18 protein-coding genes are annotated in these 18,985 nt (G+C 55.3%); 15 read left to right on the top strand and 3 right to left on the bottom strand.

Going from position 1 to position 18,985, the window contains the following annotated elements; translation table 11 throughout:
* The first annotated feature begins 1 nt into the window (after position 1).
* The 6 genes from AUQ43_RS12780 (at position 2) to AUQ43_RS12755 (ending at position 7,576) form a co-directional block, all read left to right on the top strand.
* The gene (locus AUQ43_RS12780) at positions 2-1,951 is read left to right on the top strand and encodes a long-chain fatty acid--CoA ligase (protein ID WP_062956636.1); all 1,950 of its coding nucleotides are present in this window, start codon (positions 2-4) and stop codon (positions 1,949-1,951) included.
* Positions 1,952-2,010: 59 nt separating this feature from the next.
* Entirely contained in the window at positions 2,011-2,904 is an 894-nt protein-coding gene (locus tag AUQ43_RS12775) for a branched-chain amino acid ABC transporter permease (protein ID WP_044827699.1), read from the top strand.
* A gap of 18 nt (positions 2,905-2,922) precedes the next feature.
* Entirely contained in the window at positions 2,923-3,996 is a 1,074-nt protein-coding gene (locus AUQ43_RS12770) for a branched-chain amino acid ABC transporter permease (RefSeq protein WP_062956635.1), read from the top strand.
* A 105-nt stretch (positions 3,997-4,101) separates the two neighbouring features.
* On the top strand, positions 4,102-5,346 hold the full coding sequence (locus tag AUQ43_RS12765) for an ABC transporter substrate-binding protein (protein ID WP_062956634.1): 1,245 nt from the start codon (positions 4,102-4,104) through the stop codon (positions 5,344-5,346).
* 113 nt (positions 5,347-5,459) lie between these two features.
* Entirely contained in the window at positions 5,460-6,281 is an 822-nt protein-coding gene (locus AUQ43_RS12760; RefSeq protein WP_114129775.1) for an ABC transporter ATP-binding protein, read from the top strand.
* A 59-nt stretch (positions 6,282-6,340) separates the two neighbouring features.
* Positions 6,341-7,576: a phenylacetate--CoA ligase family protein gene (locus tag AUQ43_RS12755; protein ID WP_084272096.1), complete on the top strand. Its 1,236-nt coding sequence runs from the start codon at positions 6,341-6,343 to the stop codon at positions 7,574-7,576.
* 79 nt (positions 7,577-7,655) lie between these two features.
* On the opposite strand, the gene AUQ43_RS12750 is transcribed toward AUQ43_RS12755, so the two are convergent.
* A complete protein-coding gene (locus AUQ43_RS12750) occupies positions 7,656-8,918 on the bottom strand; it encodes a permease (RefSeq protein ID WP_062956633.1) in 1,263 nt (420 codons plus the stop codon).
* 132 nt (positions 8,919-9,050) lie between these two features.
* Between AUQ43_RS12750 and AUQ43_RS12745 the strand changes: the two genes are divergently transcribed.
* The 8 genes from AUQ43_RS12745 (at position 9,051) to AUQ43_RS12710 (ending at position 17,153) form a co-directional block, all read left to right on the top strand.
* Entirely contained in the window at positions 9,051-10,256 is a 1,206-nt protein-coding gene (locus AUQ43_RS12745) for an MFS transporter (protein ID WP_084272095.1), read from the top strand.
* Positions 10,257-10,438: 182 nt separating this feature from the next.
* A complete protein-coding gene (locus AUQ43_RS12740; protein WP_062956631.1) occupies positions 10,439-13,312 on the top strand; it encodes a monovalent cation/H+ antiporter subunit A in 2,874 nt (957 codons plus the stop codon).
* Between the two features lies 1 nt (position 13,313).
* Complete coding sequence (locus AUQ43_RS12735; RefSeq protein ID WP_062956630.1) at positions 13,314-13,670, top strand: Na+/H+ antiporter subunit C; 357 nt, start codon at positions 13,314-13,316, stop codon at positions 13,668-13,670.
* Positions 13,670-15,202: a monovalent cation/H+ antiporter subunit D gene (locus AUQ43_RS12730; protein ID WP_062956629.1), complete on the top strand. Its 1,533-nt coding sequence runs from the start codon at positions 13,670-13,672 to the stop codon at positions 15,200-15,202. The genes AUQ43_RS12735 and AUQ43_RS12730 overlap by 1 nt, the downstream gene beginning before the upstream one ends.
* 18 nt (positions 15,203-15,220) lie before the next feature.
* Complete coding sequence (locus AUQ43_RS12725) at positions 15,221-15,712, top strand: Na+/H+ antiporter subunit E (protein WP_062956628.1); 492 nt, start codon at positions 15,221-15,223, stop codon at positions 15,710-15,712.
* Positions 15,709-15,978, top strand: a complete 270-nt coding sequence (locus AUQ43_RS12720) for a K+/H+ antiporter subunit F (RefSeq protein ID WP_062956627.1) — start codon at positions 15,709-15,711, stop codon at positions 15,976-15,978. The genes AUQ43_RS12725 and AUQ43_RS12720 overlap by 4 nt, the downstream gene beginning before the upstream one ends.
* 12 nt (positions 15,979-15,990) lie before the next feature.
* Complete coding sequence (locus AUQ43_RS12715; protein ID WP_062956626.1) at positions 15,991-16,395, top strand: Na+/H+ antiporter subunit G; 405 nt, start codon at positions 15,991-15,993, stop codon at positions 16,393-16,395.
* 134 nt (positions 16,396-16,529) lie between these two features.
* Positions 16,530-17,153: a ribonuclease HII gene (locus tag AUQ43_RS12710; RefSeq protein ID WP_062956625.1), complete on the top strand. Its 624-nt coding sequence runs from the start codon at positions 16,530-16,532 to the stop codon at positions 17,151-17,153.
* 11 nt (positions 17,154-17,164) lie between these two features.
* On the opposite strand, the gene AUQ43_RS12705 is transcribed toward AUQ43_RS12710, so the two are convergent.
* Together AUQ43_RS12705 and arfB are read right to left on the bottom strand one after the other, a co-directional pair.
* Complete coding sequence (locus AUQ43_RS12705) at positions 17,165-17,947, bottom strand: acyl-[acyl-carrier-protein] thioesterase (RefSeq protein ID WP_062956624.1); 783 nt, start codon at positions 17,945-17,947, stop codon at positions 17,165-17,167.
* A 63-nt stretch (positions 17,948-18,010) separates the two neighbouring features.
* Positions 18,011-18,427, bottom strand: coding sequence for an alternative ribosome rescue aminoacyl-tRNA hydrolase ArfB (gene arfB / locus AUQ43_RS12700; RefSeq protein ID WP_062956623.1), 417 nt, complete (start codon positions 18,425-18,427; stop codon positions 18,011-18,013).
* Positions 18,428-18,575: 148 nt separating this feature from the next.
* Between arfB and AUQ43_RS12695 the strand changes: the two genes are divergently transcribed.
* Positions 18,576-18,980 carry a YbaN family protein gene (locus AUQ43_RS12695; protein ID WP_062956622.1) on the top strand — a complete coding sequence of 135 codons (405 nt, stop codon included), beginning with the start codon at positions 18,576-18,578 and terminating at the stop codon, positions 18,978-18,980.
* Positions 18,981-18,985 lie beyond the last annotated feature (5 nt).

Here is an 18,985-nt window from a genome sequence, read left to right as displayed (position 1 = left end):
CATGAGCAGCAATATCCCGGAATATGCCGACATCAAGTCGCTTGATACCTTCCCGAAAGTACTGGCCTATAACGCGCGCAACTGGCCCAAAGAAGTCGCCATGCGCGAAAAGGAATTCGGTATCTGGCAGGAATTTACCTGGCAGGACTATAACGACCGCGTCAAATGGATGACGCTTGGCATGCGGGCCCTTGGCCTTGGGCAGGGTGATGTTGTCGGCATCATCGGCGAAAACCGCCCGGAATGGGTCTGGGCCGAAATTGCGGCCCACGCACTGCGCGGTATGTCGGTTGGCCTTTATCAGGACAGCCTGCACGAAGAGGTCGCCTATCTGATTACCTATTCAGGGGCGCGTATCCTGATCGCCGAAGACGAGGAACAGTGCGACAAGCTTCTTGAGCTTGGCGATGATATTCCGACCGTGGAGCACATTGTTTATTGTGACCCGCGCGGGATGCGCAAATATGACGATCCGCGTTTGATGGATGTCGAAAAGCTTTACGAGCTGGGCCGGAAATTCGAGGAACAGAACGCGGGTTCTTATGACCAGATGGTCGCCGACACCCGTGGTGATGAATGCGCCATCCTCTGCACTACGTCAGGGACGACATCCAAGCCGAAAATGGCGATGCTTAATTCCGGTGATTTCCTTGATCACTGTGCGGCCTACCTTCGCGCCGACCCGAAATATCCGGGTGACAACTATGTCTCTGTCCTGCCGTTGCCGTGGATTATGGAGCAGGTCTATGTCGTTGGTCAGTCGCTGATCAGTCGCCAGATCGTCAATTTCGTTGAAGAGCAGGAAACCATGATGGCCGACCTGCGCGAGATTGGCCCGAACTTTGTCCTTCTGGCGCCGCGCGTATGGGAAACCATTGCTGCAGACGTTCGCGCACGGATGATGGATTCCACACCGTTCAAGCAAAAGATGTTTGATTTCGGAATGGCGCTGGCACGTACCGCCATGGACAATGGTGGTCGTTCAAAAATGGCCGACATCGTCCTGATGAATGCGCTGAAAGACCGGCTTGGCTTTTCCAATCTGCGTTCGGCCGCAACCGGTGGCGCGGCGATTGGGCCGGAAACCTTCAAGTTCTTCCACGCGATGGGCGTGCCACTGCGTCAGCTTTATGGCCAGACCGAGCTTTGCGGGGCCTATACCATCCATCAGCCCGAAGACATCGACTTCGATACGGTTGGCGTTGCCTTTGATAATTCCGAGATCAAGGTGATCAACACGGATGAAAACGGGGTTGGTGAAATCGTGGCCCGCACGTCGGGCATGTTTACCGGATACTTCAAAAACCAGTCCGCCTATGACGAGGATGTCCGGGATGGCTGGATGCATACCGGTGATGCCGGATACTTCAAGGACGAGAACAAGCACCTTGTGGTGATTGACCGTATGAAGGACCTGGCGGAAACCTCGACCGGGGTGCGTTATTCGCCGCAGTTTATTGAAAACAAACTGAAATTCTCGCCCTTCATTGCCGAGGCCGTGATTCTTGGCAAGGACCTGCCGTTCCTGTCGACCATGATCTGTATCCGCTATTCGATCATGGCAAAATGGGCCGAGCAGCGCGGGATTGCCTTTACCAACTATACCAACCTGTCAGCCCAGCCGCAGGTCTATGACATGATCACCGAGGAAATTCGCGAAGTGAACAAGACACTTCCCGAAGCCCAGCGGATCAAGCGGTTCCTGCTTCTTTACAAGGAACTGGATGCCGATGACGGCGAGCTGACCCGCACGCGCAAAGTGCGTCGTGGGGTGGTTGCCGAAAAGTATGCCGACATCATTGATGCGGTTTATGCCGGGAATGACAAGGTTGATATCGACACCATGATCACCTTCCAGGACGGGTCAAAAACCCGCATCCAGACGAGTGTGAAGGTCGTCGATCTTGATAATGACAAGGCCGCACAGACGGCCCCGAAAGCCGCCGAATAAGGCAGCAGCATAACTGTGACCCGGGCCAAGGCCTGGGTCGCCATTACAGGGATGGCAACATGAATTTCGAACTTCTGTTCCAGCTTCTGCTGAACGGTTTGATTGTCGGGACACTCTATGGCGTTGTCGCCATGTGCTTTGTCCTGATCTACAAATCGACCCAGATCGTCAACTTTGCCCAGGGTGAGTTCCTGCTGATCGGGGCATGGGTGTGTTATGCATTCCTTGTCGAGATGCAAATGCCCTTCTGGCTGGGTTTCCTGTTTACCTTGCTGTTCATGATGGCGTTTGGCGTCGTCTTGCAGATGGTCGTGTTGCGACCGATGATTGGCGAGCCGATCATTTCGGTCATCATGGTGACCATCGGGCTTTCGATCTTCTTCCAGGCCGCAACCAAATGGATTTTCGGGGCGACCACAGCAACCTATCCGCAGGTGTTTGAAACCCGGTCGGTTAACCTGCTCGGCATGCAAATTGAGACGGCCTATATCATGAGCTTCGTGATCTCGTTGTTCATCATGGCCGGGTTCTATTGGTTCTTTAAATATTCCAAGCTTGGTCTTGCCATGCGCGCAACCGCCTTTGATCAGCAGGTTGCCCAAAGTCTTGGTATTTCCGTCAAAACCGTATTTGCGATGTCCTGGGCGATTTCCGCGCTTGTATCGGGCGTTGCCGGTATCGTGATCGGCATGGTCAACGGGGTTTCATCGGCGCTTTCGGTCATCGGGATCAAGGTGTTCCCGGCGGTGATCCTGGGCGGGCTTGATTCGATCGTTGGTGCGATTGTCGGTGGCGTGATTATCGGCCTTCTGGAAAACACCGCAGAGTTTGTCGATGGCCAGTATCTGCACTGGGGCAACCTGTTCTCGATCGCACCATTCTACGTGCTGATCATTATCCTGTGCATCAAGCCGTATGGCCTGTTTGGCACCAAAGACATCGAACGGATTTAGGGGACGAGGAAAAGTACTATGGCTGGATTTTCTATACGTCCTTGCGGTGACTTCCGAACGACCTATCGGCAGGATACCCGCATCTTTGATACGACCTATATCCGCAACGCCGCGATCCTTGGCATCTTTGCCGTTGCCATGATCCCGTTTGTTCTTGATGGCTATTACGTCAACCTGTTCATTCAGATCTCGTATTTCGCGATTGCCGCACTTGGTCTGAATATTCTGGTTGGTTTTACCGGACAGATTTCGCTCGGCCATGCCGCGTTCTTTGGCTTTGGTGCCTTTGCATCGGCCTGGATCAACAACACCACGGGCATTCCGGTTTTGCTGTCGATCCCGCTGGCGGGTTTGATGACGGCGGCGGTCGGTATGCTGTTTGGATTGCCAGCGGCACGGATCAAGGGGCTTTATCTGGCAATTGCGACATTGGCCGCGCAGTTCATTCTTGAAGATTTCTTTGCCCGTGCCGAATGGTTTACCGGTGGTTCCTATGGGGCGGCAGCCAATCCGATCAATGTGTTTGGCTATGAAATCTACGATGATTTCAGCTTCTTCTATGTCGCGCTGTTCTTCCTGGTGGTGATGTATCTGCTGGGCACCAACCTGATGCGGACCCGTGATGGTCGTGCCTTTGTCGCGGTGCGTGACCATTACCTTTCGGCTGAAATCATGGGCATCAACCTGACGAAATACCGTCTGATGAGCTTTGCGATTTCGTCTTTCTATGCCGGTGTCGGCGGGGCGATGTATGGCCATTATCTGGGCTTTGTCTCGGCGGAGGGCTTTACCATTCTGCTGTCGATCCAGTTCCTGGGCATGATCATCATCGGGGGGCTTGGGTCGGTCAAAGGAACCCTGATGGGCACGGTATTCATGGTTCTGTTGCCCGAAGTTATGGAAAGCGGTGTCAGCGCGCTTAGCGTATTTGAATGGGCCAGCTCGACGGCTGTGACCGACGGACTGGCTTACATCAAGGAGATGGCAATTGGTCTGGCCATCATCCTTTTCCTGATCTTTGAGCCGGATGGGCTTGCCCATCGCTGGCAACAGATCAGGGCGTACTGGAAGCTTTATCCCTTCTCGTACTGATCAAAACCCCGAACCCGGCCCGCTTATAAAAACCAAAAGGGCCGGGGATAAAACGGGGCGACCGGGAGGCTATCTTTGATGAAAACGTCCAAGGGAGACGTCGTTATGAAGAGACTAATTGCTGCAACCGCGATGGTTGCGACCGGCCTGTCATTCTCGGCAGCACAAGCAGATGACGATATGGTCTTTGTCGGCCATTTGATGGATATCACCGGCCCGACCGGCTTCATCGGCAAATTCTATGCAGATGGTGTGCGCGATGCGCTGTCATACATCAACACCCATGGCGGTATCGATGGCACGGTGATGGATTCAGAGTCCGTTGACTATGCCTATAAGGTTCCGCAGGCGATTGCCAACTACAAGAAATGGCGTTCGCGCAATGAAATGGTTGCGATGCAGGGTTGGGGCACGGGTGATACCGAAGCCCTTATCAGCTTCGTTGCCAAGGACAAGGTCCCGGTCTATTCCGCGTCCTATTCCGGTCATCTGACCGATCCGACCGGCAAAAACCCGAAAACCGCAAAACCGGCACCGTATAACTTCTTCTATGGTGCATCCTATTCCGATGCATGTCGTGCACTGGTTCAGTGGGCGGCAGAAGACTGGAAGTCCACGGGCGGTTCCGGCAAACCGATCTTCTCGCATATCGGGGATAACCATCCGTATCCGAACGCACCAAAGGAAGCCTGTGCGGAATATGCAACCGAGCTTGGCTTTGAGGTAACCGCGCCGGTCGTGGTTTCGATGAAGCCGGGTGATTTCAAGGCACAGTGCCTGACCCTTAAGGAAGCCGGGACCAACTATGGTTACCTTGGCAACCTTGGTCCGTCGGTTGTGTCGCTGGTGAAATCCTGTGACACGGTTGGTGCCACGCCGAAATGGCTCGCCAACATTTGGGCGGGTGACTACGAGACGCTTAAAACCATCGGCGATGTTGAAAACTATGTCTTCCCGGCGATGACCAGCTTCTGGACGGACGAAGGCGTTCCGGGCATGGAACTGGTGCGTGAAATCTCCAAGATGTCAGACAGTTCTGGCGAAGAGTTCCGCACCCATCACTATATCCGTGGCATTTGCTCTGCCTATTACATGAAAGAAGCGATGGAATGGGCAAAAGCCAATGGCGGGATCACCGGTGAAAACATCAAGGCAGGCATGTATGCCCGCCAGAACTGGGTACCTGCCGGTCTGGAAGGCGTGTGCATGGAAGCAACCTGGACCGCCGAAGACCATCGCGGCATCAATACCGTCAATATCTATAACGGTAGTGCCAAGGGCGGTGAAGCAACGGTCGAAAAAGTAACGACTGTAACGCTGCCGCGTCGTGACGACTGGCTTGGTTACTAAGACCATCCAGTAAGACGAATGTCTCCCAGACTGTTCGGGGGCAGGGCAAAAGACGCGAAATGCCTTGCCCCCGGCAGCTGGAGATCACAAGACGAACATTCGAAAGGGACACCATGGCTGAGCCCGCCCGCAAAATTGAAACCGCCGAGCCGATGTTGTCGGTCAATAACATCGAAGTTGTTTATGACGAGGTGATCCTTGTCCTGCGCGGGGTATCGCTGGAAGTGCCGCAAGGCAAAATCGTGACCCTTCTTGGCCCGAACGGTGCTGGTAAATCCACAACGCTCAAGGCGATATCGGGTTTGCTGAAAACCGAAGACGGTGAAGTCACCCGTGGTGACATCAGTTTCATGGGCAACCAGATTGCCAACGGAAATCCCGAGGATATCGTGCGCTCTGGCCTGTTCCAGGTCATGGAAGGTCGCCGTATCATCGAGGACATGACCTGTATCGAAAACCTGCGTCTTGGCGCCTATACGCGCAAGGACAACAAGGTCAAAGAAGATATCGAGATGGTCTTTGAATACTTCCCGCGTCTTAAGGAGCGAACAGGCCTTGCCGGTTACCTTTCTGGCGGGGAGCAGCAGATGCTGGCCATCGGGCGTGCATTGATGGCGCGACCCAAAATGATCCTGCTTGATGAACCGTCGATGGGGCTTTCGCCGCTTCTGGTCAAGGAAGTGTTCGGGATCATCGAAAAGATCAATCGTGAACAGGGCATCACCATGCTCATCGTTGAACAGAACGCCAACTTTGCGCTCAAGGTTGCCGACTATGGCTACATCATGGAAAGCGGTAAGGTTGTTCTGGATGGTACCCGTGACGAGCTTCTTAATAACGAGGACGTCAAGGAGTTCTATCTGGGCGGCGGTTCTGAAGAACGCAAAAGCTTCAAGAACATCAAGTCCTATAAGCGCCGCAAACGTTGGCTCTAGGATGAATGCGCCAACCACACCCATGTCCGTGGTTGGCGGCCTTTGAATGAAAGACGGGTATGATGCTAAAGACTTATTTTGACGAACGCGAAACGCGAACCCCGGCAACTCGCGAAGCCGGGCTGATGGCCGCACTGCCGCGTATCTTGCATCATGCCAAGTCACAATCTCTGGCTTATGGTCGGCTGTTGGCCGATGTCGAGCCGCAAACAGTCACCACCCGCAAGGCGCTGGCGAAACTGCCGCTTACGCGCAAGTCGGATCTGATTGACGCGCAGGCCAAGGAGCCGCCGCTTGCAGGCCTGAACGCGACGCCGGTCCCGGCGATGGCGCGCCTGTTCCAAAGCCCCGGACCGATTTACGATCCGCAAGGAAAAGGCGATGACTGGTGGCGGATGGGCCGTGCGTTCTTTGCGGCTGGCTTCCGCCCCGGCGATATTGTTCATAACTGCCTGTCCTATCACCTGACACCGGGTGGGTTCATTTTTGACAGTGGTGCCCGTGCCTGTGGGTGTGTTGTCGTTCCGGCCGGAGTTGGGCAAAGCGAAGCGCAGGTCAAGGCAATCAGCGATCTTAAACCAACCGGATATAGCGGTACGCCATCCTTCCTGAAAATCCTGATCGAAAAGGCCGAGGAACTTGGTGCGGATATTTCATCCATCAAGCGCGCACTGGTATCGGGCGAAGCCCTGCCTGAAAGTCTGCGGTCGTGGTTTGCCGAACGCGATATCGCCATGCTGCAATGTTACGCCAGTGCCGATCTTGGCCTGATTGCGTATGAAAGCGATGCCAAGGACGGCATGATTGTTGCCGAAGACATCATTCTTGAAATCGTCCGTCCGGGCACCGGTGAGCCGGTGGCAGAGGGCGAGGTTGGCGAAGTCGTCGTTACCACGCTTAACATGGACTATCCGCTGATCCGGTTCGCTACCGGCGACTTGTCGGCAATTGCCGAAGGCGAAAGTGCCTGTGGTCGCACAAACCATCGTATCAAGGGCTGGATGGGGCGTGCCGATCAAACCACCAAGATCAAGGGCATGTTTGTTCATCCGCAACAGATCGGCGAAATCGTCAAACGTCATGGCGATATTGCCAAGGCGCGCCTGGTCGTTAGCCGGGAAAACGATAACGACATCATGACCCTGACCTGCGAGGGTATTAATGACGGCCAGATTGAAGCGATTGCCGACACGCTTGCCAGTGTTTGCAAACTGCGTGGGACGGTTTTGGCCACAGAGGTCGGCAGTTTGCCCAATGACGGCAAGGTGATTGATGATCAGCGTGATCTGACCTGATTAAGTTCACTGACTTAGTATTTCATTCCCGCTCGGGAAACCTGTGCCGCTCGGCTTTGCCGGCGGCACTTTTTTTCTTCTAGAGCAAGCTGGCTGCTTTAAGCACCAGACCACCTGCAAGCAGCGTGAGTGCCGTTCCGACGATCACGTTTTTCAGGGAAAGCACAGACCCGTCGCCATGGTCGTGATCATGATCGTGACCGTGGTCGTGGCCACCATGATCATGCTCGTGGTCGTGCTGTGCTGCTTTCTGACCTTCGCGACGAAGCCACAGCAGGATGCCAATCAGCCCAAAGGCCGCGATGTTGAGGAACAGTGTATAATTGACGCCAAAGGCACTGACCTCGGCGATGTCACGGCTGCTTTCAGGCAGGGCACCAATTGCGACAAAGGCATAGTGCAGGATAAGAGCCGTCGCGACGATACTGGCATACATGACCCCCGCGATATAAAGCGCGGTTTTCCAGCCATAATACCGGGCATTAACCTTGACCAGTGGCGGGACCATCAGGTCCGAATAGATAAAGCCCATAATCCCGGCAAAGCTGACACCCCCGGCGCTCAGAACAGTGGCCAACGGAATGTTACCCATTGAGCCGATAAAGGTCGCGGCGGCGACAAATGGCGCGACAAGAGCGTTTTCGAGAACGGTCACGAACGGCAGGTCTGCGGCTTTACCGGTGCCGTCCCCGGCAAGGAACAGGGTCTGCCAGAATTCGGCAGGCACAAAGACCGCAATAAAGCCGGCAATCGTGAAACCAATCAGGATTTCACGCCAGACCATCTGCCATTCCATGACAAAGCGGTTGCCGACCTGCTGCCAGCCTTCACGCGACTTGATGCGTTTCTTCCAGTCGAAGTCGTCTTCTTCGCTGCCGGTTTCTTCATCGGCATGCTGCTTTGCGGCTTCAATCATCTCCTTGGGATATGTCACGCGAATCAGAACGGCGGAAATCGCGATCATCAGGATACCACCGATGATTTCGGCGGCCAGAAACTGCCAGCCAAGAAACAGGAAGATCAAAACGCCAAGTTCAATCACCAGGTTGGTCGATGCGAACATGAAGGCGACTGTGGCAATGAAATGCGCGCCTTTCTGAAACAGGGATCGTGCTGCCGAAAGGGCCGCAAACGAGCAGGAACTGGATATGGCACCAAACAGACCGGCAAGCGAAACACTACCGACCCCGGCGTCGCCCATATGCGCAGTCAGGCGGTTTTTGGGGACGAAAACCTGAATCGCGGCACTGATGGCGTAGCCAAGCACAAATGCCCACAGCGCGTTCCAGAAGAAACCAAGTGCGGTGGTGACGCCGTTTGAATATTGATCAAGCAAATCCATTGTGGCCTTCCTGCGATTTCAGGTGTCGGAGTATTGAAGGAACGGCTGGAAAGATGAAGTGTTCCAAGATAGGCATTCGCCAACATCTGTGTATGATGGCCGAAATACCAAAAAAGCCGCGGGGGAAGCACGTTGCGTACGGGCAAGAGTTTTGCCGTTTCCATGATTACAATCTGCCAGTTGATGGCGCTTGCGTTGTGGTTTTCCGCAACAGCGGTGCTGCCACAATTGCGCAGCGAATTTGGCATCGGTGCGTTGCAGTCATCGCTGTTTACCAGCGCGGTCTTGCTGGGCTTTGTTCTGGGAACCGTGATCAGTGCGATCCTTGGTCTGGCTGATCGCATCGAACCCCGGCGTTTCTGGGCGGCATCGGCGATTATTGCCGCGACCGCCAATCTTATGATCCTTGTTGTCCCGATTGACGGGGCCGTGGTGATTGTGCTGCGCCTGATCACCGGGGTCTGCATGGCGGGGATTTATCCGATCGGCATGAAGATGGTGGCAACCTGGTCACGCGGCGATACCGGGTTTCTGGTGGGGCTTCTGGTCGGGGCACTGACCATGGGGTCTGCCATGCCGCACCTGTTTGCGGTCGCCGTGCCGCTTGACTGGCGGTACGTGATCATTACCGCCAGTATCACGGCTTATATCGCGGCAATTGCCGTCTTGTTTGTACATCTTGGCGGCACACCAGGACGGTCGCCCCGCTTTGATCCAAGAATGGTTGGCAAGATCTGGTCAAACAAGGCGCTGCGTCATGCCTGCTATGGCTATTTCGGCCACATGTGGGAACTTTATGCCATGTGGGGCTGGATCGGCCTGTTCCTGTATGGGGCGTTTTCGGATCGTGTGATGGATAATCCCGGTGTCTGGTCCGCGCTTTCGACCTTTGCCATTGTTGGCATCGGTGCGTTCGGGTCCTTGGCCGGGGGCTATTATGCTGACCGGATTGGCAGAACGACAGTGACGATAGCCGCGATGATCGTGAGTGGCACCTGTGCGATGGTTGCCGGTGGGTTGTCCGATGCCCCGATCATCCTTCTTATTGTTGTCTGCATCGTTTGGGGGATCTCCGTGATTGCGGATTCCGCGCAGTTTTCGTCCTGTGTGATCGAACTGGCCGATCCCCATCAGGTCGGCACGGCATTAACCCTGCAAAATGCCATCGGTTTCCTGATCGCGCTTGTTTCGATCCATCTTGTGCCGGTGGTCGCGGATCATGCTGGTTGGTGGGGGGCGTTTGCCATGCTGGCCGGAGGTCCCGTTTTGGGGACCATTGCCATGGTTCGTTTGCGCATGATGCCAGAGGCAATACAGCTTGCGGGTGGTAAAAAGTGACTTTTTGACCGCGCCCGGTTGTAATTTTTGGTGATCGTCTTCACTTGACAGCAGCAAGGTAAAAAGCTGCTCTGTTTGGGTTTTCTTGACCAATATCAGTACTAATATTAACTTCTGGCGGAATTTTCTTGCTGTCTCGCGTTGGGGGCGATGCGGCGAATATCCAAAAATAAGGGTCCTTCATGAGTCTCACCCTCATTGTTTTGCTTCCCTTCATTGGGGCGGTCTTACCCGCCATAATGATCAGGGCCGGGCGCAATGCATGTGCCACAGCGACCGGTTCTGTCACGCTGCTTGCCCTGATCTTGCTAATGGCAAAGGCCCCAGCGGTCATCGCCGGCGAGGTATTTCAGGTCAGTTATAGTTGGCTGCCGGAACTGGGTCTGAATGTGACCTTCTTCCTGGATGGGCTTGGGTTGCTGTTCGCGACCCTCATCCTGGGCATTGGCTTGCTGATTATCATTTATGCGCGGTTCTATCTTTCCAAGGACGACCCGATGGGCAGGTTCTATGTGTTCCTGCTTCTGTTCCAGGGGGCCATGGTCGGTATCGTTCTTTCTGATAACATACTGCTGCTGCTGATTTTCTGGGAACTGACATCGCTGTCTTCGTTCCTGTTGATCGGGTATTGGAAGCATCTTCCGGCCGGTCGACAGGGGGCGCGTATGGCGCTTGCCGTGACCGGGGCCGGTGGTTTGGCGATGATTGCCGGGATGCTGATCCTTGGCGACATTGTCGGGTCCTATGACCTGACTGTCATCTTGCAGAATGCCGATCTCATCCAGGCATCGCCGATGTATCTGCCGGCCTTGATCCTGATTTTGTTGGGCTGCTTTACCAAATCCGCACAGTTCCCGTTCCACTTCTGGCTGCCGCACGCGATGGCGGCACCAACGCCGGTTTCGGCCTATCTGCACTCGGCCACGATGGTGAAGGCGGGCATCTTCCTGATGGCGCGTATGTGGCCGGTTCTGTCTGGCACGCCGGAATGGTTCTATATCGTTGCAACGGCTGGTCTGGTGACCATGGTGCTGGGCGCATGGATTGCCATCTTCAAGCATGACCTTAAAGGGCTTCTGGCGTTTTCGACGGTCAGCCACCTTGGTCTTGTGACCATGCTGCTTGGTTTCGGAACGCCGATGGCTGCTGTGGCCGGCGTGTTCCATATCATCAACCACGCGACCTTCAAGGCCGCCCTGTTTATGACGGCCGGTATTATTGATCATGAAACCGGAACCCGTGACATTCGGCGCTTTGGCGGTTTGCTTAACCTGATGCCGATTGCCGGGACCATCGGGATTATCACTGCGGCTTCGATGGCCGGTGTCATTCCGTTCAATGGTTTTATTTCCAAGGAAATGATGCTCGAAGAAGCATGGCACACCATGTGGCTGGATCAGAACTGGGTGGTGCCGCTGTTGGCGACGGTGGGTGCCCTGTTCTCGGTGGCGTATTCCTTCCGGTTTATCTTCCATGTCTGGCTTGGTAAGCCGCGCGATGAAAACCTGCCGCACCATCCGCATGATCCGCCTTTTGGCATGTGGGCACCGCCCGCACTGTTGACGGTTCTGGTTGTGCTGATCGGTCTGTTCCCCTCCGTCATTGCCGGTCCGCTGGTTGCGGCGACCGCTGGTGCTGTTATCGGGGGCGAATTGCCGGAGTATTATCTGTCCCTTTGGCATGGCCTGACACCGGCCCTTGGCATGAGCGTGATTGCCCTTATCGGTGGTTCGCTGTTGCTGATGCGCCATGGGGGGCTGATGTCAGTGACTGCGAACCTGTCGCGTCCGGATGCGAAGGCAATGTTTGATTGCGGGATTGCCAAGGCTGTCGCACTGAGCCGACTGGTTTCAGACAACCTGCATAACGGATCGCTGCAGCGTTACCTTGCGATCATGGTGATCGGCTCGATTGGTATTGGTCTTTCGGGCTTCTATGCCCAGCCGGACTTCCAGTCGGGCTCGCGCGAGCTTCTTGAAGTTTCACCGCCTGCAGCCATTGGCTGGCTGTTGTTGGTCGTGACGTGCGTGGCCGCCGTCTTCATGCATCACAACCGTTTGCTGACCTTGCTTCTGGTTGGTGTGGTTGGCCTGATCGTGTCGCTTGGCTTCATCTATCTTTCCGCACCTGACCTTGCCCTGACGCAGATCTCGGTTGAGGTGGTGACGGTCATTTTGATGTTGCTGGCACTTAATATCCTGCCCAAGGAAACACCAAAGGAAAGCACGCCCGGACGCAAAATGCGCGATGGCATTGTTTCCATCGCCGCGGGTCTTGGTGTCGGCGGGGCGATCTGGGCGATCATGACACGTGACCTGACAAACTCGATCTCGTCCTATCATCTGGCGAATTCCAAGGTCGAAGGTGGCGGGACCAACGTTGTTAACGTGATCCTCGTTGACTTCCGTGGCTTTGATACCTTTGGCGAAATCATCGTTCTGGGGATCGCCGCACTTTCGATCTTTGCTCTGATTGAAACCGTGACCCAGGGCGAGGCGGCAAAACGTCTTGCCAACTGGGTGGTGGATCATCGCCGTTCGGCCGATCGTCATCCGATGATGATGGTGGTTGCCACGCGTGTGATGCTTCCGCTGTCATTGATGGTGGGGGTTTATATCTTCCTGCGCGGCCATAACGAACCGGGCGGTGGCTTTATCGCCGGTCTGGTCGTTTCGGTTGCACTGGTTATGCAATATATGGCGTCCGGCTTTGGCTGGACCCAGAACCGCATGAAGGTCAATTACCATGGCATGATCGGCCTTGGTGTGATTGCGGCGGCGATTACCGGTGTGTCGGCGTGGGTGGCTGGTTTGCCATTCCTGACCAGCGGGTTTGTTCATGTCCACCTGCCCATCGTTGGCGAGTTCGAGCTGGCATCAGCCATGGGCTTTGACCTTGGCGTGTTCCTGACCGTGGTCGGGGCCGTGATGCTTGCCCTTGCCAAACTCTCGCAGGTCGAACGTATGGCCGAACATGTCGATATAAATGCCGAACCGATGGATCATGATCCGTCGGCAACGGCGGCACCGGCAGCATCACCGGAAAAGGAGGCCTGATATGGAATTTCTTGTAGCAAGCAGTATTGGGCTTCTGACCATGTGCGGCACCTATTTGCTGCTGCGTGGTCGAACCTTCCCGGTTGTTGTCGGCTTGGCCATGCTGTCTTATGCGGTGAACGTTTTCCTGTTCGCCATGGGGCGCCTGACCATCAATATGCCGCCGATCCTGCGCGATGGTGTTACCGAATACACTGATCCGTTGCCACAGGCGCTTGTCCTGACGGCGATTGTGATTTCATTTGGTATGACGGCACTTATCGTTGTGTTGTCGATCCGGACTTTCCTTGAGATCGGCAATGACCATGTTGACGGTCGCCCGGCTGGCGCGCCATCCGAAGCAGGAGATAAAAACTGATGGGTGACTGGATTGTTGTTCCCATAGTGCTGCCCGCCGTGATGGCCGCCCTGATTGTTTTGGCGGTGCGTCACGACATCATTTTGCAGCGCGTGTTTTCGATTACCGCAACCGTTGCCCTTGTGGCGGTGACGCTGTCGCTTCTGATCTTTGCCAGCGGCAATGGTCCGGAAATGTACGCGTTGTCGGACTGGCCGGCACCGTTTGGCATTGTTCTGGTACTTGATCGTCTGTCAGCGATGATGGTGTTTCTGACATCGCTTTTGGGTCTTGGTGTTGTTCTGTTTGCCTCAAGCGAGTGGGACAAGCGGGGCAAGCATTTCCATGCCCTGTTCCAGTTCCAGCTGATGGGGGTCAATGGTGCATTCCTGACCGGTGACATCTTTAACCTGTTTGTCTTCTTCGAAGTTCTGCTGATCGCATCCTATGGCCTGATGCTGCATGGTGCGGGGGCTGATCGCCTGAAGGCGGGCATGCAATATGTCGTCATCAACCTGACCGGCTCGTCGCTGTTCCTGGTTGGGGTTGGCATGATCTATTCGGTTACCGGTACCCTGAACATGGCCGATCTTGCCATTCAGGTCCCCAACGTCGCATCCGGTGATGCGGCCTTGTTGCGTGCCGGGGCCCTCATCCTGCTTCTGGTGTTCTGCGTTAAGGCCGCACTGGTTCCGGTTCATTTCTGGTTGCCGGGCACCTATGCCAATGCGCCCGCCCCTGTGGCGGCCCTGTTTGCCATCATGACCAAGGTCGGTGCCTATTCGGTTCTGCGTGTCTATTCGCTGGCCTTTGGTGACACGGCCGGGGATATGGCATGGTTGGCAGCGCCCTATATCCTGCCTGCAGCACTGGTTACACTGGTGCTGGGCATGACCGGGGTTCTGGCCGCCAAGCGCCTTAACAGCCTGATTGCCTTTTCGGTGATCGGATCGATGGGGACCTTGTTGATTGCCGTCGGGCTGTTCACGCCCGAAGCCATTTCGGCAGGTCTTTATTATCTTCTGCACTCGACCTTCTCGGCCGCGGCGCTGTTCCTGATTGCTGATCTTGTGGTGTCACGCCGCGGGCAGTTTGGGGACAGCCTGCATACCGCGCCGCGTTTCCATCAGTCCGGTTTCCTTGCCGTTCTGTTCTTTGTCGGGGCGATTGGCATGGCCGGGATGCCACCGCTTAGCGGCTTTATCGGCAAGTTGCAGATCCTTGATGCGGCACGCGACAGCGATGCCATGGTCTGGATCTGGGCAATCATTCTGGTGACGTCGCTTATGTGCATCGTCGGCTTTGGCCGGGCGGGCAGCGTGCTGTTCTGGAAAAGTGCCTCTGTCGATGGTGAGATCACGGTTGAAGGTGCGAAATGGCCGGTCCTGCCGATTATCGCAAGTTGCGGAATGCTTGGCGCTTTGGTCGCGCTGACGATCTTTGCCGGGCCGGTAACAGATTATCTGCAAGGCGTCTCGGTGCAGCTCTTTGACACGTCGCAATATATCGAAGCGGTGCTGGGCGAAAATGCCCTGTCACTGATCGGTCAATAAGGGGAGAGGATAGAAAAGATGATGAAACGTTATCTGCCCCATCCGCTTTTGACCCTCGCACTGCTGATTGTCTGGGTCTTTCTGGTTAATGAAATCTCGGCCGGTGCGGTGATCTTTGGCCTTATTCTGGCGATCATCATTCCGTTGATCACGGCCAATTTCTGGCCAGGTCGACCCAGCGTGCGCAATGCATATGCAATTTGCGAGTACGGGCTGGTTGTGTTGTGGGACATTCTCGTCGCGAACGTGATCGTGGCCGGATTGATCCTGTTTCGCAAAACCGAAAGTCTGGAATCAAAATCGGTTGTTGTGCCGCTTGATCTGACCTCGCCCGAGGCGATTACCACACTTGCCGGCACGATCACCATGACGCCGGGAACGGTGACCATTGATCTGAGTGCCGATGCCAAAAGCCTGCTTGTGCATTGCCTGCATGCGCCGGACCCGCAGGAAGTCGTCGATGAGATCAAACATCGCTACGAACGCCGTCTGAAGGAGATTTTCGAATGATCGAATATGCACTGAATTTCGGCTTTGTCTGTGTGGCGCTGGCACTTCTGATGAACCTGTACCGTCTGACTGCTGGTCCGACGACCGCAGACCGTGTTCTGGCCGTCGATACCATGGCGATCAATGCCATCGCGCTTTTGGTTCTGTACGGGATCGGCAAGGCAACTGCGATGTATTTCGAAGGGGCGTTGCTGTTTGCAATGTTCGGGTTTGTTTCAACCGTGGCCTATTGCAAGTTCGTCTTGCGTGGCGACATCATCGAATAAGGGAGCGTTGCAATGCCGTTCGTTATTGAACTTATCATCTCGCTTCTGATCGTCATCGGTGGTGCCTTCTTGCTGATCGGGTCATTCGGGATGATCAAGCTGCGCGATCTTCTGCCACGCCTGCATGCCCCGACCAAGGCCAGTACGGTGGGATTAGGAAGCCTGTTGATCGCTTCCATGCTGTTCTTCTGGGTCGAACGTGGTCACTTTACGATCCATGAATTGCTGATCACGCTATTCATCTTCCTGACAGCGCCGATCACCGCCAACCTGATTGCCAAGGCCTACATGCTGCTGAATGTTGATCCGAACAAGGATCTTCCGCCCAGCAAGCAGGATGAAGGTTGGGCCACCTTTGACCCCATCGGGCCAGAGGGCTATGACCCAAGCGAGGAATATCAGGAAAAGGAAACCTGAAAGGGTCAGGACCTCTGATGAAATAAAACGGCACCGGGAAACTGGTGCCGTTTTTTTGTTTCGCGGGTGGCTTGTTGCCTGCTTTGTGCGTGCTTGCTATGACCATATGACAAAAGAAACGCGACAGGGGCACCATGCCGGATTTTGCCATCGAAGATCAGTATCACGGTCGGATCGCCGGGATCGACGAGGTCGGTCGTGGGCCGTTGGCAGGCCCGGTAGTGGCGGCTGCCGTTATTCTGCCGCGCGACGCACGCCTGCCCGTGGAGCTGGTGTCAGAACTCAATGATTCCAAAAAGCTGTCTGTCAAAAAACGTGAACGGCTTTATGAAATCATCATGCGCTGCGCCGAGGTTGGCATTGGGGCTGCATCCGTGCGTGAGATTGATCAGATCAATATCCTTCAGGCGACCTATGTTGCCATGCGCCGTGCCGTGGATCGACTTGATGGGGTGCCTGATCAGGCGCTTGTGGATGGTAACCGGGATCCGGGTTTGCCCTGTGCGGTGGAGACGGTTGTGAAGGGGGACAGCAAATCTTTGTCGATTGCGGCCGCATCCATCGTTGCCAAGGTGGTTCGTGATCGCGCCATGGCGCGCCTGGCTGTGCGTTACCCGTTCTTTGGCTGGGAAGGCAATGCTGGCTATGGCGTGAAGAGACACATGGCCGGGTTGGGAGAAGTTGGCCCAACCGCCCACCACCGCAAAAGCTTTAAGCCAATTGCCGATTTGTTTGAGGCGATGATGGATGGTCGCTAGGACGACCAGACCTAAGCCATGGCCGTCTGGCTGAACGGCACAATGTGGGCGCGCACCAGATCAGTGCCGTCTTCTTCACGGGTGACGGCGGCAAAACCATTGGCATGGCGGATGGAAGCGCGTTCTTGCACACGGCATTCGGTGCGGAACTGGATATCAAGGCTTTCGGGGTGAAAGTCCGGTTGACTATCCGGCCCGGCAACACCCATGACCCACTGCATCAAACGCACATTGTTGACATGCCCGTAAAGGTCCAGATCAGAAGGTCGCGCCTTGATGTTATCGACTGTTGGTAACGGATCCTTGGTGAATGGCGGGCGCAAAGGTGGCGCGATCAGTTTGGGGCCCGGCGGGTTGGGCAGGCGTTCCTCGATCCAGTCCGGCCACTGGGCCGCGCGACGGGTGGTCAGGTCAAACATCACCCAGAAACTTTGCGCGACGCCGATAACCTCGCCCTTGCTGTTGGTCAGTCGGAAATCACGCGTCGCCACCCGGCGCGACACACCCGATGGCCAGGTTTCAACCAGAATTTCCTCGCCGTTGCCGGGATAGTTGCGGATATGAATAACCATCCGTGCGAGCACCCAGGCCATCCCGTGATCAACTGTGTCGTCATAGGCCAGTTTCAGAATGCGTGCGCCCCAGCCCGCGGCATCCTGCATATAGTCGGCGAGGGCCGACATCATGACCTTGCCATTGTCGCCAATCTCGGAATAGCGCACACGATAACTGCCCTTCCAGCCGCAATTGGCGGGGAGTTCCGCCGTTGAAATATGGTTCCAGTCAATGGTCATGGCGGGGCCTATGGTTGGGGCACACAGATCGGTGGCGGCTTGCGCGCGCGGAATTCTGCCAGTTCAGTATGAGGGCTTCTGGCGCATCTTTTTGGTGTCGCCGCGTTTCTTTTTGGAATCGACACGTTTGCGTTTGGCCGACAGGCTGGGGCGGGTTTTGACCCGGTATTTCTTGCGCTCGGCCGCCTTGCGCAGCAGGGCCAGAAACCGTTCGACGGCATCCTGTTTGTTGCGTTCCTGGGTCCGGTGGCGCTGGGCGTCAAAGATGATTTCGCCGTCATTGGTCAATTTGCTGCCGGCAAGTTCACGCAGGCGATTGCGCACCCGCTGCGGCAGCTCTGTCAGGTCATCAATGCGGACACGCATCTGAACGGCGCTGGAGACCTTGTTGACGTTTTGCCCGCCCGGGCCAGAGGCACGAACAAACTGAAAATTCAGATGCCGTTCATCCAGATAGAGGCCATTTTCAATTTCAAGCATGGCAAACCGAGAGGATTTTTGATGCGTTTCAAGGTGATAAATTAACTGAGTGCAATGGTCGGCTATTGATTGAATTTACGAATTTCTATGCCTACATTACGCAGACCCTAACCTGTCAGGGGTGGGGCCGACTGTAAACAGGAAATCAATGCTGCGCCTTTCGCATATCTATCTTGCCCTTGGATGGCTTTCTGTTGGACTGGGTGTGATTGGCATATTCTTGCCGCTCCTGCCAACCACGCCATTTATGCTGCTGGCCGCCGCATTGTTTGCCAAGGGATCGCCGCGTTTGCATGACTGGCTCTGCAACCATCCGCGCTTTGGTTTGTCGATCCGTCAATGGAACGAATATGGCGTGATCAATCGCCGTGCCAAAACCCTTGCCATGGTGGCATTTCTTGTGGTGATTACGGCATCATTGGTGTTGATCGAGAACCGCTGGGTGGCGTTTATTCAGCTTCTGGTCGCGATACCGGTTAGCTGTTTTATTCTGTCGCGCCCGTCTGAACCCCGCTTGGCCAAGGTGCAAAACACGACAGTCAATGGTCAATAAAGCCA

Source organism: Thalassospira sp. MCCC 1A01148 (genome assembly GCF_001613795.1).
Classification (GTDB): Bacteria; Pseudomonadota; Alphaproteobacteria; order Rhodospirillales; family Thalassospiraceae; genus Thalassospira.
The sequence above is the reverse complement of the archived record's forward strand: the minus strand, read 5'-3'. Positions and strand labels throughout refer to the sequence as shown.

Excerpts from the sequence above, each read along its gene's own strand:
- AUQ43_RS12735 (WP_062956630.1), top strand. The coding sequence starts at position 13,314 with ATGGAATTTCTTGTAGCAAGCAGTATTGGGCTTCTGACCATGTGCGGC.
- AUQ43_RS12720 (WP_062956627.1), top strand. The coding sequence starts at position 15,709 with ATGATCGAATATGCACTGAATTTCGGCTTTGTCTGTGTGGCGCTGGCA.
- AUQ43_RS12750 (WP_062956633.1), bottom strand. The coding sequence starts at position 8,918 with ATGGATTTGCTTGATCAATATTCAAACGGCGTCACCACCGCACTTGGT.
- AUQ43_RS12725 (WP_062956628.1), top strand. The coding sequence starts at position 15,221 with ATGATGAAACGTTATCTGCCCCATCCGCTTTTGACCCTCGCACTGCTG.
- AUQ43_RS12760 (WP_114129775.1), top strand. The coding sequence starts at position 5,460 with ATGGCTGAGCCCGCCCGCAAAATTGAAACCGCCGAGCCGATGTTGTCG.
- arfB (WP_062956623.1), bottom strand. The coding sequence starts at position 18,427 with ATGCTTGAAATTGAAAATGGCCTCTATCTGGATGAACGGCATCTGAAT.
- AUQ43_RS12755 (WP_084272096.1), top strand. The coding sequence starts at position 6,341 with ATGATGCTAAAGACTTATTTTGACGAACGCGAAACGCGAACCCCGGCA.
- AUQ43_RS12770 (WP_062956635.1), top strand. The coding sequence starts at position 2,923 with ATGGCTGGATTTTCTATACGTCCTTGCGGTGACTTCCGAACGACCTAT.
- AUQ43_RS12705 (WP_062956624.1), bottom strand. The coding sequence starts at position 17,947 with ATGACCATTGACTGGAACCATATTTCAACGGCGGAACTCCCCGCCAAT.
- AUQ43_RS12695 (WP_062956622.1), top strand. The coding sequence starts at position 18,576 with ATGCTGCGCCTTTCGCATATCTATCTTGCCCTTGGATGGCTTTCTGTT.
- AUQ43_RS12710 (WP_062956625.1), top strand. The coding sequence starts at position 16,530 with ATGCCGGATTTTGCCATCGAAGATCAGTATCACGGTCGGATCGCCGGG.
- AUQ43_RS12715 (WP_062956626.1), top strand. The coding sequence starts at position 15,991 with ATGCCGTTCGTTATTGAACTTATCATCTCGCTTCTGATCGTCATCGGT.
- AUQ43_RS12730 (WP_062956629.1), top strand. The coding sequence starts at position 13,670 with ATGGGTGACTGGATTGTTGTTCCCATAGTGCTGCCCGCCGTGATGGCC.
- AUQ43_RS12780 (WP_062956636.1), top strand. The coding sequence starts at position 2 with ATGAGCAGCAATATCCCGGAATATGCCGACATCAAGTCGCTTGATACC.
- AUQ43_RS12740 (WP_062956631.1), top strand. The coding sequence starts at position 10,439 with ATGAGTCTCACCCTCATTGTTTTGCTTCCCTTCATTGGGGCGGTCTTA.
- AUQ43_RS12765 (WP_062956634.1), top strand. The coding sequence starts at position 4,102 with ATGAAGAGACTAATTGCTGCAACCGCGATGGTTGCGACCGGCCTGTCA.
- AUQ43_RS12775 (WP_044827699.1), top strand. The coding sequence starts at position 2,011 with ATGAATTTCGAACTTCTGTTCCAGCTTCTGCTGAACGGTTTGATTGTC.